The sequence below is a fragment of the Streptomyces spongiae genome, assembly GCF_009377185.1.
GTDB lineage: Bacteria > Actinomycetota > Actinomycetes > Streptomycetales > Streptomycetaceae > Streptomyces > Streptomyces spongiae.
Window position 1 is genome coordinate 1 of record NZ_VJZC01000191.1, and the last position, 15,974, is coordinate 15,974.

Consider the following 15,974-nt stretch of genomic DNA (forward strand, 5'->3'; position numbering starts at 1 on the left):
GAACCCCTGGGCGCCGCCCGCGGACACGGTCTCCTCGGCCGGCACGCCTCCGGTGCCGTTCTCCGCGTCCTCCGCGTACGACCAGCAGCCGGTCACGTACGGGCCTCCGGGGGCCACCCCGATACCGTCGGCCCCCGGCGCTCCGGCGGCTCCGCACGCCCAGCCCCAGCCGTGGGCCAACCCCTACGCCTCGTCCCAGCCCCACGCCTCCTTTCCTCCGCCGACAGGTCACGCGCCCTTCGCGCCACCCGCCGCCGACGTGCCCGTGGCGCATCCCGGTCGCGGTGAGCCCGTCCCTCCGCCGCCCATCAGCCCCGACGGCCCGGGCCACGTGCCGTACGGATACCCCCAGTACCCGGGCTATCCGGCCCATGGTGACCAGTTCGCCCCGTACCACGGCGCCCCGGGCTACGCCGCCCCGCACCATGGCACCCCCTACCACGGCGCCCCGGGCTACGGCTGGCACGGAATGCCGCCCGTGCCGAGCAACGGCATCGGGGTCGCCTCGCTCACCCTCGGGATCATCGCGGCCGTCGGGTTCTGTCTGTGGCCGCTGGCCATCGTGCTGGGCGTGCTCGCGGTGATCTTCGGTGTGATCGGCCGTGCCAAGGCGAGCCGGGGCGAGGCCACGAATCCGGGCCAGGCCCTGGCCGGGATCATCTGCGGAGTGGCCGGCATCGTCCTGGGAGTGCTCGCGGTCGTCTTCTATGTCGCGATCTCGGACGACGACGGATTCTCGGACGACGGCTACTCCGCCGCGCCGGCCTCCACGTCACCCGTCTCCACGTCACCCGTCTCCACGTCACCCGTCTCCACACAACTCGTGGCGGGCCACACCGACTAGGCGAGCCGCTCCCGCGCTTCCATCAGCGCGAAGCCCAGCAGGTTCGGCCCCCGCCACCGCTCGGGGTCCGCGGCCCGCTCGTCGTCCTTGGCCAGTCCGATGCCCCACACGCGGTCCATCGGGCTGGCCTCCACCAGCACTCGGTCACCCGTGCCCAGCAGGAACTCCCGCAGGTCCGCGTGCGCGGCGAACTTGTGGACGCTGCCCTCGACGACGATCCCGAACCGCTCCCGCTCCCATATGGACTCGTCGAAGCCGCGCACCAACCGCCCGGCCTTCTTCGCGAGTGCCGGGTTCGCGGCCGTGACCGCCTTCTTCTCCGCCTCCGCGTCGCCGAACAGCCGGGCCTTCGACGCCATCATCCAGTGCTCCGCCGTCGCGTACTCCACCCCGTCCACCGTGAACGGCGACGGCCACCACTGGCTCAGACAGCTCGCGCCGACCTGCCCGTCGTGCCGGGGCCGATGCCCCCAGAAGTGCAGGTACCTGACCCTCGCCCCCGCGCGGACCTCCCCGACCAGGACGTCCCAAGAATCGATCTTCCCCATGCCGACGAGTCTGGCACGCCCCACTGACAATCCGTCCCGTGTTATCCATCCGTGTTTTCCATGGCAACTCGACGCCCCGTCGACAGATTCCGTTGCGTAACCAAAAGGCAACAACGGAATCACTTGTTGAGATGGGGGTGCTCTGTCAGGATCGGCACTCACATCGAGCTTGAGCCACGTCGGCCCTCAGCCAGGGACACCCAGGAGAGCCACATGCGCAACCCGGGCACCGCCACCCCGGACGACCGATTCCCCGCCCAGGAGCGTTTCCCGGACGGAGCGCAGTTCATCGCGGGCCGTCCCACGAAGGGCACCTCGGGCCGTACCCACGCCGTCGTCGACCCCGCCACCGGCGCCGAGGTGTACACGTACGAACTCGCCGGCACCGAGGACGTGGACGCCGCCGTCGCCGCCGCCCGCGAGGCGTTCCCGGGCTGGGCCGCCGCCACTCCCGGTGAGCGTTCCGACGCCCTGCACCGCTTCGCCGCCGTACTCGCCGACCGCGCCGAGGAATTCGCCCGTGCCGAATCGCTCCAGTGCGGCAAGCCGCTGAAGCTGAGTCGTGAGTTCGACGTCCCGGGGACCATCGACAACACCGCCTTCTTCGCGGGGGCGGCCCGGCACCTGCAGGGCCAGTCCGCCGGCGAGTACTCCGGCGACCACACCTCGTACGTACGCCGTGAGCCCATCGGTGTGGTCGGCTCCATCGCGCCCTGGAACTACCCGCTCCAGATGGCCGCCTGGAAGATCCTCCCGGCGATCGCCGCGGGCAACACGATCGTCCTGAAGCCCGCCGAGCTCACCCCGTTCACGTCGCTCCTCTTCGCGGAGGCCGCCACCGAGGCGGGCATCCCGGCAGGTGTCGTCAACATCGTCACCGGCACCGGCAAGGAGGCCGGCGAGCACCTCGTGGCGCACCCGGACGTGGCTATGACCTCGTTCACCGGGTCCACCGCCGTCGGCAGGCGCGTCGCCGAGATCGCCACCGCCACCGTCAAGCGGATCCACCTGGAACTCGGCGGCAAGGCCCCCTTCGTCGTCTTCGACGACGCCGATCTCGAAGCCGCCGTGCACGGCGCGGTCGCGGGCGCGCTCATCAACACCGGGCAGGACTGCACGGCCGCCACGCGCGCGTACGTGCAACGGCCCCTCTACGAGGAGTTCGTCGCGCGGACGGCCGCCCTCATGGAGACCGTCCGGCTCGGCGACCCGTTCGCACCGGGCACGGATCTCGGGCCGCTGATCTCGCACGCCCAGCGCGACCGGGTGGCCGGTTTCGTCGACCGGGCGCGTGCGTACGCGCGCGTGGTGACCGGTGGCGAGGCTCCCCAGGGGGAGCTCAAGGACGGTGCCTACTACCGGCCCACGCTCATCGCCGACGCCGCCCAGGACAGCGAGATCGTCCAGTCGGAGATCTTCGGGCCGGTCCTCGTCGTGCTGCCCTTCGACAGCGACGACGAGGGCATCCGGCTCGCCAACGACACCCCGTACGGCCTCGCCGCCTCCGCCTGGAGCCGGGACGTCTACCGGGCGAACCGCGCGACCCGTGAGATCAAGGCGGGCTGCGTATGGGTCAACGACCACATTCCGATCCTCAGCGAGATGCCCCACGGCGGGTACAAGGCGTCCGGCTTCGGCAAGGACATGTCCTCGTACTCGTTCGAGGAGTACACGCAGATCAAGCACGTCATGTTCGACAACACCGCGGTCGCCGCGAAGGACTGGCACCGCACGATCTTCGGGGACCGGCCGTAGACACCGCCTGCCGCCGACCACGGCGACACCTCCCGAGAGGGCAACCACGCGCATGGAACAGAACGAGCCCGACCGGCTGTCCCCGGCCCAACTGGCCGCGATGCGGCGCAGCTTCCGTGACGGCCGGGCCTCCCTGCCCCGCCGCTCGCTGCTGCGCGCCTCCGCGGGGGGCGCGCTCGTGGTCGGCGGGGCCGGGACGCTGAGCGCCTGCGGCATCCCCGCGGCGGGCAAGAGCCAGGGCGGTGTCTCCGCGGAGGACCACTCGGCGAAGGAGAAGGTCGTCGACTTCTCCAACTGGACCGAGTACATGGACGTGGACAAGAGCGAGAAGCACCACCCCACGCTCGACCAGTTCACGAAGCGGACCGGTATCAAGGTCAAGTACACCGAGGACATCAACGACAACAACGAGTTCTTCGGCAAGATCAAGCCGCAGCTCGCCGCCGGTCAGGACACCGGCCGGGACATCATCGTCCTCACCGACTGGCTGGCCGGGCGACTGATCCGTCTCGGGTGGGTCCAGAAACTGGACCCGGCGAACCTGCCGCACGCGTACGCCAACCTGTCCGCCCAGTTCCGCAGCCCCGACTGGGACCCGGGCCGCGCCTACTCGTACCCGTGGCAGGGCATCTCGACCGTCATCGCGTACAACAAGAAGGCGCTCGACGGCATCGAGGTGAAGTCCGTCTCCGACATGCTCGACAACCCCCGGCTCAAGGGACGCGTCGGCTTCCTGTCCGAGATGCGCGACAGCGTCGGCATGACGCTGCTCGACATGGGCAAGGACCCGGCGACGTTCACGGACGACGACTACGACGCGGCGATCGCCCGTCTCCAGAAGGCGGTCGACAAGGGCCAGATCCGCCGCTTCACGGGCAACGACTACACGTCCGACCTCACCAGCGGCGACTTCGCGGCCTGCATCGCCTGGGCCGGTGACGTCGTCCAGCTCAAGGCGGACAGCCCCGACGTCGACTTCGTCATCCCCGACAGCGGCTACCTGACGTCGACTGACAACATGCTGATCCCCAACAAGGCGCGTCACAAGACGAACGCCGAGCGGCTCATGGACTACTACTACGAGCCTCGGCCGGCCGCCGAGCTCGCCGCCTACATCAACTACGTCTGCCCGGTCGACGGGGTGAAGGCGGAGCTGGAGAAGATCGACAAGGACGCGGCGGAGAACCCGCTGATCATTCCCGACGCCGCCATGGCCGCCAAGTCCCACGCGTTCCGTCTGCTGAGCGGTAAGGAGGAGACGGCGTACGAGGAGAAGTTCGCGAAGCTGACCGGGGCGTGAGCCTCCGGCGGGGGCGACATACCAACCCGGACCACAGACGACCCCCATACCCAGGGACCACACCATGACGAAAGACCACGGCGGCGACGTCCGCCTCTCCGGGATCAGCAAGACGTACGGCTCCTTCACCGCCGTCCACCCCCTCGACCTCACCGTGCCGGAAGGTTCCTTCTTCGCCCTGCTCGGTGCCTCCGGCTGCGGCAAGACCACCACCCTGCGCATGATCGCCGGCCTGGAGGAGCCCACCAGCGGTACCGTCCACCTCGGCGACCAGGACGTGACGGCGCTCCCGCCGTACAAGCGGCCGGTGAACACGGTCTTCCAGTCGTACGCGCTCTTCCCGCACCTCGACATCTTCGAGAACGTCGCCTTCGGTCTGCGCCGGCGCGGCATCAGATCGGTGAAGAAGCAGGTCGAGGAGATGCTGGAGCTCGTCCAGCTCGGCGAACAGGCCCGCAAGAAGCCGCACCAGCTCTCCGGCGGCCAGCAGCAGCGCGTCGCCGTCGCCCGCGCGCTGATCAACCAGCCCAGGGTGCTGCTCCTCGACGAACCCCTCGGCGCCCTCGACCTCAAACTGCGCCGCCAGATGCAGCTGGAGCTCAAGCGCATCCAGACCGAGGTCGGCATCACCTTCATCCACGTCACACACGACCAGGAGGAGGCCATGACGATGGCCGACACGGTCGCCGTGATGAGCGCGGGCCGCGTGGAACAGCTCGGCTCGCCCACCGACCTCTACGAGAACCCGCACACCACGTTCGTCGCCAACTTCCTCGGCACCTCCAACCTCATCGAGGCCGAGGTCGACTCCACCAGTGGCGACGACATCGTCCTCACGGCAGGCGACGGAAAGCTCTCGCTGCCCGGAGCGCGCTGTTCCGCTCCCACCGCCACCGGCGGCAGGGTCCTGGTCGGCGTACGGCCCGAGAAGATATCCCTCACGCACGCGGACGACGCCGGCGACATCCCCGTGGGCCGCAACCGCATCACCGGGAGGATCGCCGCGAGCAGTTTCATCGGCGTCTCCACGCAGTACGTCGTCGACGCCTCGGTCTGCCCCGAGTTCGAGGTCTACGTCCAGAACATCGACCGCGACCCCCGGCTCGTCCCCGGCGCGGAGGTCGTCCTGCACTGGAGCCCGGCCCACACCTTCGGGCTGGACGCGGCCCAGGACATCGACGCGGGCGTGGAGACGGTCGAAGAAGAGCAGGTGGCCTGATGGCGACCCTCACCGAGACCGATCCGCCACCGCCGTTGCCGCCATCGCCTCTCTCGCCGACGGCTGCGACGTCTCCGACGCCTCCGACCAAGAAGCCCCGGCGCGGCCGCCTCGTCCCGTACTGGCTGCTCCTGCCCGGCATCCTCTGGCTGATCGTCTTCTTCGCGCTGCCGATGATCTACCAGGCCTCCACGTCCGTGCAGACGGGCTCCCTGGAGGAGGGCTACAAGGTCACCTGGCACTTCGCGACCTACTGGGACGCCCTGTCCGAGTACTGGCCGCAGTTCCTGCGCTCGGTCCTGTACGCGGGCTCCGCGACGATCCTGTGCCTGCTGCTGGGCTATCCGCTGGCGTACCTGATCGCGTTCCGGGCGGGCCGCTGGCGCAACCTGATCCTGATCCTGGTGATCGCGCCGTTCTTCACCAGCTTCCTGATCCGCACCCTCGCCTGGAAGACGATCCTCGCGGACGGCGGACCCGTCGTCGGCGCCCTCGACGCGCTGCACGTCCTGGACGTCACCAACTGGCTCGGCATGACCGCCGGGGACCGCGTCCTCGCCACACCACTGGCGGTGGTCTGCGGTCTGACGTACAACTTCCTGCCGTTCATGATCCTGCCGCTCTACACGTCCCTGGAACGCATCGACGGACGGCTGCACGAGGCGGCCGGCGACCTGTACGCGACACCGTTCACGACGTTCCGCAAGGTCACCTTCCCGCTGTCGATGCCCGGCGTGGTCTCGGGCACGCTGCTCACCTTCATCCCGGCGAGCGGCGACTACGTGAACGCCGACCTGCTCGGCTCCACGGACACCCGCATGGTCGGCAACGTCATCCAGACGCAGTTCCTGCGGATCCTCGACTACCCGACGGCCGCGGCACTGTCCTTCATCCTCATGGCCGCGATCCTCATCATGGTCACGCTCTACATCCGGAAGTCCGGGACGGAGGATCTGGTTTAAATGACCTTCATACGCCGGCTCAAGCGCCACCTCGTCGTCATCGCGGGGCTGCTGACGCTCGGATACCTCCTCCTGCCGAACGTCGTCGTCACGGTCTTCTCCTTCAACGACCCGAAGGGCCGCTTCAACTACGCGTGGCAGAAGTTCTCCACGGACGCCTGGACCGATCCGTGCGGGGTCGCCGATCTGTGCGGCTCGCTCGGGATCAGCCTCCAGATCGCGGCCTGGGCGACACTCGGCGCCACGGTCCTCGGCACGATGATCGCCTTCGCGCTCGTGCGCTACCGCTTCCGCGCCCGGGGCGCCGTCAACTCGCTGATCTTCCTGCCGATGGCGATGCCCGAGGTCGTGATGGCCGCGTCCCTGCTGACCCTGTTCCTCAACCTGGGCGCTCAGCTCGGGTTCTGGACGATCCTGATCGCCCACATCATGTTCTGCCTCAGCTTCGTCGTGGTCGCCGTCAAGGCGCGCGTCATGTCGATGGACCCCAGACTGGAGGAGGCCGCGCGGGACCTGTACGCCGGTCCCGTCCAGACCTTCGTCCGGGTCACCCTGCCCATCGCGGCGCCCGGAATCGCCGCGGGCGCGCTGCTCGCCTTCGCGCTCTCCTTCGACGACTTCATCATCACCAATTTCACCGCGGGCTCGACCGTCACGTTCCCCATGTTCGTCTGGGGCTCGGCACAGCGCGGAACGCCCGTTCAGATCAACGTCATCGGTACGGCCATGTTCGTCGTCGCCGTGCTGTTCGTCCTGGCCGGAATGGCCGTCGGCAATCGCCGCAGACGCCAGAAGGCGTAATCCTTCAGCCCTTGTAGGGAGTTGACATCATGGCCCCGAGCGCCATGACCCGTGGAAATCGCTGGACGAAGTCCCTCTCCGAGGTCCAGCCGGTCCCGTACTGGCTGGACGACCCCGCAAGGCCCCGTCCCGAGCCCGCGCTCACCGGCGCCGAGACGTGTGACCTGCTGGTCGTCGGCGGCGGCTACAGCGGACTGTGGACCGCGCTGCTGGCCAAGGAGCGCGACCCCGGGCGGGACGTCGTCCTCGTCGAGGGCCGCGAGGCGGGCTGGGCCGCCTCCGGCCGCAACGGCGGCTTCTGCGCCGCCTCGCTCACCCACGGCCTGGCCAACGGCCTGACCCGCTGGCCGGACGAGATCCACAAGCTCCAGGAGCTGGGCGCCCGCAACCTCGACGAGATCGAGGCCGCCGTCGCCCGCTACTCCCTGGACTGCGACTTCGAACGCACCGGCGAGATCGACGTCGCCACCGAACCCCACCAGGCCGCCGCTCTGCGCGCCTGGCACGCCGAGACCGGGCGCCGCGGCCTCGCGGACGGCATCGAGTTCCTGGACGCCGAGGCCGTACGGGAACAAGTCGACTCACCGACATTCCTGGCCGGCCTCCACGACCGCCGGGGCGTGGCCATGCTCCACCCGGCCAAGCTCGCGTGGGGACTCAAGCGGGCCTGCGTCGGCCTGGGCGTCCGCGTCCACGAGCGCACCCCCGCGCTCAGCCTGAAGCCGCACGGCGCCGGCATGGCCGTCCACACGCCGTACGGCACCATCCGCGCCCGCCAGGTCGCCCTCGGCACGAACATCTTCCCGAACCTCGTCCGGCGCGTCCGCCCGTACACCGTCCCCGTCTACGACTACGCGCTGATGACCGAGCCCCTCACCGCCGCACAGCTGGCCTCCGTCGGCTGGGAGAACCGGCAGGGACTCGGCGACAGCGCCAACCAGTTCCACTACTTCCGGCTCAGCGCCGACAACCGCGTCCTGTGGGGCGGGTACGACGCGATCTACCCGTACGGCGGCCGGGTGCGCGCCGAGTACGACGACCGGCCGGAGACGTACGCCAAGCTGGCCGGGCACTTCTTCACCTGCTTCCCGCAACTGGAGGGCGTCCGCTTCACGCACGCGTGGGGCGGCGCGATCGACACCTGCTCCCGCTTCTCCGCCTTCTTCGGAACGGCCCACCAGGGCCGGGTCGCGTACGCGGCGGGCTACACCGGGCTCGGCGTGGGTGCCACCCGGTTCGGCGCGGACGTGATGCTGGACCTGCTGGCGGGGGAGCGCACGGAGCGCACCGAGCTGGAGATGGTCCGCAAGAAGCCCCTGCCCTTCCCGCCCGAGCCCTTCGCCTGGACCGGCATCGCCCTCACCAGGTGGTCGCTGGCCCGCGCCGACGCGCACGGCGGACGGCGCAACCTGTGGCTCAAGGCGATGGACCGGCTCGGGCTGGGCTTCGACAGCTGACCAGTGCGGCTTGCTGACCGGCACGACTTGCTGATCAGCACGGCGGGCGTACGGGCGCGCGGCGGCATCCGTGAGCCCTCGGCGCACAACCCACGCCCCCGCGATGCTCCGTTCACTACCAACAGTCGGCCGGAACCCGAGTAATGACTGCTGGAATCCCTCTCTCTGCTCATGGACGCGACCGGCGTCCATGAGAGGAACTACAGAGAGGAAGTCCACGCCATGACTGGGGCCAAGACGGCAGCCGAATGGCTGGCATCCGTTGCTCCCGATCCCGACGCCTGCCGCTGGGAGTGGGAGCGCAGCCCCCTCGGGGTCGCCCTGCTCCCGGCCGGCAAGGCCTGGGACGTACTGATCCTGCCGGGCGAGCTCGGCTATCCCACGCTCGACGTGCTCACCCGTTGCCTCGACCGGCCCGGGCCGGTACTCGTCGACTTCGGCGACGACCGCATGGGCTTCTTCGTGCCCCCGGGCACGGCGAGCCGGTGGCTCGGCACGGGTGTGCGCTCCGCCGGCCGCGGAACATGGATCGTGGTGCCGTACCCCGGACAGCAGACCGGCGGTGTCCGCTGGCTGGTCCCGCCGGACGGCACCGGCACGCTCACCGATCCGGCACTGCTGGAACTGGCCATGCACGAGGCGGCGGCCGGTCTGGCACAGGAGGAGAAACGCTAGGGCGACGCCGGCCCGACCTGCTCTCGTCGGCCGCCCGTGCGGCCGACGCGGACCCCAGGCTCCCTGCTCCCTCAGCCTCGACGGCCGCTCCGGCCGAGGAACAGCCGGAGAGACAGCAGCAGCATCGCGCACAGACACCAGCTGGCCACCACGTCGAGTGGCCAGTGGTAGCCGCTGCGGACGAGTCCGACGGCGACCCCGAGGTTCAGCGCGAGGGCGACGAGGACGGCAGGGGCGCGCAGGCGCGTGCCGCGCAGCCAGGGCCACAGCACGAGGACCGCGCCTCCGTAGGCGATGGAGGCGGTGGCCGTGTGCCCCGAGGGGTAGTAGCCCGTGCCGGGGCCCATGATCGGTGGGCCCGGGCGGCCGATCAGTTCCTTCAGCGGCACGATCAGTGCCGGTACGAGAGCCATCAGGACGCCCGCGGCGACGGAGGGCACCCACCAGTGGTCTGTACCGGCCCGGCGTGTGCGCAGAGCGACGTACACGAGGATTACGGCCAGGACGGGGACGGCGACCGTGACGTTGCCGAGGTCGGCCAGGAAGTCCGAGAAGCCGTCCCGGTGGACCAGATCGCCGCTGAGGCGTTCGTCCGCGCGGGCGAGAGGGCCGTGGACGGCGATCTGCCAGGTGATCAGCGCGAAGAGGAGGGCCGGAAGGCCCGAGAGGAGAAGGAGGAAGGTCGGCGACCCCGGAAAAGGGGGGGTTGTTCCGGGGCCGCCGTCCAGACCGGTGAGCCGCGCGCCCCGGGGGGTTTGGGGCGAGCGGCCATCCGATCGGTGAGGAGATCCGGAGCCGGAAGCTCCGAGTGTGTGCGCGAGGGCACGACCAGGGCGAAGCTGGGGAGGCCTCGACCCGGTGTCACCCACAGTCCCCTGTGGGCGGGGTGTATCTCTCATCTGGCTAAGAACCTACGACACGAGTAAGGGCTGCGACAGACGGAATCGGGTCCTCACAGCCACCTTGCACACGTTCTTCACTCCCTCTGAACCTTGTCACCGCGCACCGGAATCCGGCGGGGATTCCGGTTACGGGGAGCGTGGGACGTCAGGGGTGCATGTGGGTGGTCGAAGGGATTCCGGATGGAGCTGGGAGGCTCCTCGGGGCGCACACAGACCTCACCCGTGCTCAGAAGCCGACAGACGCGGCTCAGATGCGGCTCAGATGCGCGTGAACGCCTGCTCAAGGATGTCGAGGCCCTCGCCCAGCAGGTCCTCGCCGATGACGAGCGGAGGCAGGAAACGGAGCACGTTCCCGTAGGTGCCACAGGTCAGGACCAGCAGGCCCTCCTGGTGGCAGGCCTTGGCGAGCGCGGCGGTCGCCTCCGGGTTCGGCTCCTTGGTGGTCCGGTCCTTGACCAGCTCGATCGCGATCATGGCGCCCCGGCCGCGGACGTCCCCGATGACCTCGAACTTCTCGGCCATGGCGGTCAGGCGGGACTTCATGGTCGCCTCGATCGCCTTCGCCCGGGCGTTGAGATCGAGTTCCCTCATCGTCTCGATCGAGCCCAGCGCACCCGCACAGGCGACGGGGTTGCCGCCGTACGTGCCGCCGAGGCCGCCGGCGTGCGCGGCGTCCATGATCTCGGCGCGACCGGTCACGGCGGCGAGCGGCAGACCGCCCGCGATGCCCTTCGCCGTGGTGATCAGGTCCGGGACGATGCCCTCGTCCTCACAGGCGAACCACTGGCCCGTACGGCAGAAGCCGGACTGGATCTCGTCCGCGACGAACACGATGCCGTGGTCGCCGGCGAACTCGCTGAGCGCCGGCAGGAAGCCCTTCGCCGGCTCGATGAAGCCGCCCTCGCCGAGCACCGGCTCGATGATGATCGCGGCCACGTTCTCCGGGCCGATCTGCTTGGTGATCTGGTCGATCGCCTGCGCGGCGGCCTCCGGGCCCGCGTTCTCCGGGCCGGTCGGCCAGCGGTAGCCGTACGCCAGCGGCATCCGGTACACCTCGGGCGCGAACGGGCCGAAACCGTGCTTGTACGGCATGTTCTTCGAGGTCAGCGCCATGGTGAGGTTCGTCCGGCCGTGGTAGCCGTGGTCGAACACGACGACCGCCTGGCGCCCGGTGTAGGAGCGCGCGATCTTGACGGCGTTCTCCACGGCCTCGGCGCCGCTGTTGAACAGGGCCGACTTCTTGGCGTGATCGCCCGGGGTGAGCTCGGCGAGCGCCTCGGCGACCTCCACGTACCCCTCGTACGGCGTGACCATGAAACAGGTGTGGGTGAAGTCGGCGAGCTGCGCGGTGGCCCGGCGTACGACGGCCTCGGCGGAGGCGCCGACGCTCGTCACCGCGATGCCGGAGCCGAAGTCGATGAGCCGGTTGCCGTCGACGTCCTCGATGATGCCGCCGCCCGCCCGCGCCGTGAACACGGGCAGCACGGAGCCCACGCCCTGCGCGACCGCGGCGGTGCGACGGGCCTGCAACTCCTGCGACTTCGGGCCGGGGATGGCGGTGACGACGCGGCGCTCCTGCGGAACTGCGGTCATGAGGGGCTCCCTGATGGTCTTGCGTACGGCGGTGTTCTGCGTTGTTTCGGCGATGTTCGGTGGTCCGCTCCGACGCGCGGCGGCGTTTTCGGACGCTTGCCTTCCTTTCTCGCAGGCTAGGACGGGGGAGCGGGGCTGGGCATGCTCCATGTGGGCGTTGTCGGCGCGTCCGGTTGTCCGTGGTGGACTAAGAGGCGCAGGGGGGGCACGGATGCGCACCCCGGCCGCGTAAACGGTGAACTCCCCAGGCGAGGGAGTTAGATTGACTCGCTGATGGTGGACGGAACGGCTGGTCAGGGGGCAAGGGCGATGGACAGCGACGGGACGCAGGACGCCCGGGGTACGCACGCGAACCCCGTACCGCGTCCGGCGGGGCCGCAGGAGCGCTCTGCGGTGCCGCCGCGGCCGAGGCAGCCACCAGGGGTGCCGCCCGCGCCGGAGCAGGCTCCAGCGCCCTCGTCGACCACCGCCGACTGGCTCAACGCGGCACGGCCGGCCACCCGGCCCGGCATCTGGCGGTACGGCTACCGCCCCCCGACCGACAGGAAGGAACCGGAGCGGTTGGCTCTGGTGACCATCGCCGGCGCGCTGATCCCGCTCCTCGTGGCACTGGTGGTGTGGTCCTTCTGGGTACGCGGTGCCCTCCCGTACCAGCACTCCGTCCTGCGGCTGTTCACGCCGAACGACTGGTGGCAGCCCGCCTCGCTGTGGCCCAGGAGGTTCGACGACCAAGCCGTGAAGGAACCGGGCCTGCACGCGCTGGTGGTCTACGACGGTGCCTTCTTCCTTCTCCTCACCTTGGCCTTGAGCCGACTGGGCAGCTGGCCCGCCATCCTCCGCCATGTCATCGGCCGCAAGCCCCAGCCCCTGCGTGCTCTGCTCTCCGCCCTCCTGGCCCTCGCGGCACTCAGCCTCGTCTTCCCCGATTCCTTCCCGGGCGTCGGCTGGGATCCGCTGCCGATCGTCGCGCCGTTGGACTCCCTGGCCGTGCTGATCTTCAACAGTTACGACCTGTCAGCTCTCTTCGTGTACACGCTCCACGGGGCCGTCATGGTCCTGGTCGTCTGGCCCTTCGCCCGCGTCGGCGGCTGGTGGCCGTACGCGAAGGAACGACTCGGCGCCCGCCGCGCCGCCGCGACCCCCGCCACCACGAAGGCCGTGCGGCGCCCCCGTGCCCATTGGCCCGAGCTGCGGGACGCCGGCCAGCAGGAGGCGGCCGAGCTGCTGACCGCCGAGGTCGCGGCCGATCGTATGAACGACGTCGACTGTGCGCGCGTCACGCGTGCGTGGGCCGCGGCCCGGCGCGACGGCGGGCAGGCGGATTTCCGGGACACCGTCCTGCGTCAGGCGGGCGCCGCCTGGACGCACCCCTCCGGCGCCCGCGACCTGCCCGGCCGTACCGCGCGGCACGACCTCCTCGCGGGCCAGGTGCGCATCGGCCGGTGGGTGGCCGCGGAGCGTGTGCCGCTCCCCTTCCACGACGCGGGCGCCGCCCTCGGCCCGGACGTGCTCGGCACCTCGCTGCTCGCGGTCGGCCCGTCCGGCTCGGGCAAGAGCCGGACCCTGATCGAGCCGGTGACCGAGGCACTGACACTCCAGGCGCTCACCGGGCGGTGCGCGGTCGTCGCGGTGTCGGCCGCCGGGAGCCCGCTCGGTTCCGACTCCGCGTTCGACGTGATCGTACGGATCGGGGACCCGGCGTCGATCCACGACCTGGACCCGTACGCGGAGTCCGAGGATCCCGACGAGGCGGCCGCGATCCTCGCGGAGGCTCTGGTCGGCGACCTCGACGCGGACGGCGGGCGGAGCGCCGTCACCGCGCTCGCCCAACTGCTCGGCCCCTACCGTGCCGTGCACAACCGCTTCCCCACCCTGCCGGAGCTGCGCGAACTCCTGGAGGGCGAGCCGGACGCGCTTACCGCGCTGCGGGAGGCGCTCGCCGGGGACGAGGTCATGCGCCGTGAACTGGACGCGCGCATCCGGCAGGCGGGAGCGCCGGGCGACCCGGCCCGCGCCCTCGCCGACCGGCTGGCGCTGCTGACCCGGCCGGTGTTCGCGGAGTTCTTCGGCGGCGGCAGCGCCCACCGCGCCTTCTCCCTGCGCGCCGTCGCCCACCACCCCCTCCGCGTCCGTATCGACCTCCCCGAGCGGGGCCACGAGGAGGCCGCCCGGCTGATCACCCGGCTGGTGCTCGCGCAGTTCCACGCGGTCGTACGGGAAGGCAGGCGCGACCACTTCGTCGGCCTGGTCCTGGACGACGCGACCGGGACGGTCACACCTGAGTCGGTGCGCTGCATCCAGCGGCTGCGGTCGCAGAACGCGGGCGTGCTGCTGGCCCTGCGGAGCGTGGGGGACGTTCCCGAGGCGCTGCACGGTCCGCTCTACGGTGCCGTCGGCTGCCGTATGGCGTTCTCCGGCGTCACCACCTGGGACGGCAGCCGGTTCGCGCAGGCCTGGGGCACCGAGTGGGTGGAGACGACGGAGGTCGCCAAGCACACGGTCTTCGCCGACCAGCCCATGACCCGGGCCATGCACGCCCTGCGCAAGCTGGTGACGGGCAAGGCGGTGACCACGGACGCGGTGACCGTGCGGCAGGTCGAGCGGGAGCGGTGGTCCGCGTCCGAGCTGGCGCACTCGGTGCCGCCGGGGCACGCGGTGCTGTCGCTGACGGACGTGAAGGGGGAGCACGCGCCGCCGCTGCTGGTGGAGCTGGGGAGCTGACCGGTACGGACCGGCCGAGTCGGCATAGGGTGTTCATACAACGCGGACAAAAGATCACACCCTTTGTGATCATTGCTTGTGATCATTGAGGGACCTGTCCGTGGTAACGAAGATTCTGTCGAAGATTCTGTGAACACCTGAAGGCCTCATGCCCCCCACCCTCGTCTCGCTCGTCCACCACTCCGCGCTCAAGCTGACCGTGCGCGCCGGCGCGGACCGGCTGGACGTACCCGTCCGCTGGGCCCATGTGAGCGAGCTCGCCGACCCCGTGCCGTACATGGAGGGCGGGGAGCTGCTGCTGATCACCGCGCTCAAGCTGGACGCGGAGGACCCCGAGGCGATGCGGCGGTATGTGAAGCGGCTGGTGGGGGCCGGGGTCGTCGGACTCGGGTTCGCCGTCGGGGTGAACTACGAGCAGGTGCCCGAGGCGCTCGTCGACGCGGCCGAGAGCGAGGGGCTGCCGCTGCTGGAGGTGCCGCGGCGCACACCGTTCCTCGCCATCAGCAAGGCGGTCTCCGCCGCGATAGCCGCCGACCAGTACCAGGCCGTGACCGCGGGGTTCGCGGCACAGCGCGAACTCACCAAGCAGGCGCTGAACGACGCGCCCGAGGGCCTGCTCGCCGCGCTCGCCTCGCAGGTCGACGGGTGGGCCGCGCTGTACGACGCCTCGGGCGCCGTGGTGGCGACCGCGCCCGAGTGGGCCGGGCGGCGGGCCACCCGGCTCACCGCGGACGTCGAGCGGCTGCGGGAGCGGCCCGCGCCGGCGAGCGCGGTGGTCGGAGGTGAGGACGGTGACGGCGGCGGTGGCGCCGACCGGGTCGAGCTGCACTCCCTCGGGACCGGGCGCCGGTCCCGGGCCGCGCTCGCCGTGGGGACTGCCGCCGCGCTGGGGACCGCCGAGCGGTACGCCCTGCACTCGGCCATAGCGCTGCTGACGCTGACTACGGCGCGGTCGAGGTCGTTGCACGCGGCCGAGCAGCGGATCGGGGCCGCCGTGCTGCGCATGCTGCTGGCCGGGGAGCCGGACCATGCGCGGGCCGTGGCCGGGGATCTGTACGGGGAACTGCTGGACGCTCCGTTCCGGATGATCCTGGCGGAGTCGTCCTCCGTCTCGCAGCCCTTCGGCGCCGATGCGTCCCTGGTGACCGGCAAGCCCCTGCCGCCCGACGCCGACGGCGCCCCGCTCGGGCAGTTGGC

The 15,974-nt window shown here is 70.6% G+C and carries 13 protein-coding genes; 10 read left to right on the forward strand and 3 right to left on the reverse strand.

Annotated elements, in window-relative coordinates:
* The coding region (locus FNH08_RS52170) for a DUF4190 domain-containing protein (protein WP_228034310.1) at positions 1-844 on the forward strand (844 nt) is incomplete at its 5' end.
* On the opposite strand, the gene FNH08_RS24245 is transcribed toward FNH08_RS52170, so the two are convergent.
* Entirely contained in the window at positions 841-1,392 is a 552-nt protein-coding gene (locus FNH08_RS24245; RefSeq protein WP_194238586.1) for an NADAR family protein, read from the reverse strand. The two genes, FNH08_RS52170 and FNH08_RS24245, sit on opposite strands and share 4 nt — an antisense overlap.
* A 213-nt stretch (positions 1,393-1,605) precedes the next feature.
* Here FNH08_RS24245 and FNH08_RS24250 point away from each other — a divergent pair, with 213 nt between their 5' ends.
* From FNH08_RS24250 to FNH08_RS24280, 7 genes are all read left to right on the forward strand, one after another.
* Positions 1,606-3,147, forward strand: a complete 1,542-nt coding sequence (locus FNH08_RS24250; protein WP_152773659.1) for a gamma-aminobutyraldehyde dehydrogenase — start codon at positions 1,606-1,608, stop codon at positions 3,145-3,147.
* Positions 3,148-3,199: 52 nt separating this feature from the next.
* Positions 3,200-4,447, forward strand: a complete 1,248-nt coding sequence (locus tag FNH08_RS24255) for a polyamine ABC transporter substrate-binding protein (RefSeq protein WP_152773660.1) — start codon at positions 3,200-3,202, stop codon at positions 4,445-4,447.
* A gap of 64 nt (positions 4,448-4,511) precedes the next feature.
* Entirely contained in the window at positions 4,512-5,666 is a 1,155-nt protein-coding gene (locus FNH08_RS24260; RefSeq protein ID WP_152773661.1) for an ABC transporter ATP-binding protein, read from the forward strand.
* Positions 5,666-6,628 carry an ABC transporter permease gene (locus FNH08_RS24265; RefSeq protein ID WP_152773662.1) on the forward strand — a complete coding sequence of 321 codons (963 nt, stop codon included), beginning with the start codon at positions 5,666-5,668 and terminating at the stop codon, positions 6,626-6,628. The genes FNH08_RS24260 and FNH08_RS24265 overlap by 1 nt, the downstream gene beginning before the upstream one ends.
* Positions 6,629-7,429, forward strand: a complete 801-nt coding sequence (locus tag FNH08_RS24270) for an ABC transporter permease (RefSeq protein ID WP_152773663.1) — start codon at positions 6,629-6,631, stop codon at positions 7,427-7,429. It abuts the gene before it with no gap.
* 29 nt (positions 7,430-7,458) lie between these two features.
* Positions 7,459-8,886, forward strand: a complete 1,428-nt coding sequence (locus FNH08_RS24275; RefSeq protein ID WP_152773664.1) for an NAD(P)/FAD-dependent oxidoreductase — start codon at positions 7,459-7,461, stop codon at positions 8,884-8,886.
* Positions 8,887-9,108: 222 nt separating this feature from the next.
* A complete protein-coding gene (locus FNH08_RS24280) occupies positions 9,109-9,561 on the forward strand; it encodes a hypothetical protein (RefSeq protein WP_152773665.1) in 453 nt (150 codons plus the stop codon).
* 71 nt (positions 9,562-9,632) lie between these two features.
* Here the strand turns inward: FNH08_RS24280 and FNH08_RS24285 are convergent, their stop codons facing one another.
* Both FNH08_RS24285 and gabT read right to left on the reverse strand, forming a co-directional pair.
* A complete protein-coding gene (locus FNH08_RS24285) occupies positions 9,633-10,430 on the reverse strand; it encodes a phosphatase PAP2 family protein (protein ID WP_322725250.1) in 798 nt (265 codons plus the stop codon).
* Positions 10,431-10,721: 291 nt separating this feature from the next.
* Complete coding sequence (gene gabT, locus FNH08_RS24290; protein ID WP_152773667.1) at positions 10,722-12,056, reverse strand: 4-aminobutyrate--2-oxoglutarate transaminase; 1,335 nt, start codon at positions 12,054-12,056, stop codon at positions 10,722-10,724.
* A gap of 309 nt (positions 12,057-12,365) precedes the next feature.
* Between gabT and FNH08_RS24295 the strand changes: the two genes are divergently transcribed.
* Positions 12,366-14,777 carry a type IV secretory system conjugative DNA transfer family protein gene (locus FNH08_RS24295; RefSeq protein WP_152773668.1) on the forward strand — a complete coding sequence of 804 codons (2,412 nt, stop codon included), beginning with the start codon at positions 12,366-12,368 and terminating at the stop codon, positions 14,775-14,777.
* A 148-nt stretch (positions 14,778-14,925) separates the two neighbouring features.
* Positions 14,926-15,974: PucR family transcriptional regulator ligand-binding domain-containing protein (locus tag FNH08_RS24300; RefSeq protein WP_228034311.1), on the forward strand; the 1,049-nt coding region annotated here is incomplete at its 3' end.

Excerpts from the sequence above, each read along its gene's own strand:
- FNH08_RS24245 (WP_194238586.1), bottom strand. The coding sequence starts at position 1,392 with ATGGGGAAGATCGATTCTTGGGACGTCCTGGTCGGGGAGGTCCGCGCG.
- FNH08_RS24250 (WP_152773659.1), top strand. The coding sequence starts at position 1,606 with ATGCGCAACCCGGGCACCGCCACCCCGGACGACCGATTCCCCGCCCAG.
- FNH08_RS24255 (WP_152773660.1), top strand. The coding sequence starts at position 3,200 with ATGGAACAGAACGAGCCCGACCGGCTGTCCCCGGCCCAACTGGCCGCG.
- FNH08_RS24260 (WP_152773661.1), top strand. The coding sequence starts at position 4,512 with ATGACGAAAGACCACGGCGGCGACGTCCGCCTCTCCGGGATCAGCAAG.
- FNH08_RS24265 (WP_152773662.1), top strand. The coding sequence starts at position 5,666 with ATGGCGACCCTCACCGAGACCGATCCGCCACCGCCGTTGCCGCCATCG.
- FNH08_RS24270 (WP_152773663.1), top strand. The coding sequence starts at position 6,629 with ATGACCTTCATACGCCGGCTCAAGCGCCACCTCGTCGTCATCGCGGGG.
- FNH08_RS24275 (WP_152773664.1), top strand. The coding sequence starts at position 7,459 with ATGGCCCCGAGCGCCATGACCCGTGGAAATCGCTGGACGAAGTCCCTC.
- FNH08_RS24280 (WP_152773665.1), top strand. The coding sequence starts at position 9,109 with ATGACTGGGGCCAAGACGGCAGCCGAATGGCTGGCATCCGTTGCTCCC.
- gabT (WP_152773667.1), bottom strand. The coding sequence starts at position 12,056 with ATGACCGCAGTTCCGCAGGAGCGCCGCGTCGTCACCGCCATCCCCGGC.
- FNH08_RS24295 (WP_152773668.1), top strand. The coding sequence starts at position 12,366 with ATGGACAGCGACGGGACGCAGGACGCCCGGGGTACGCACGCGAACCCC.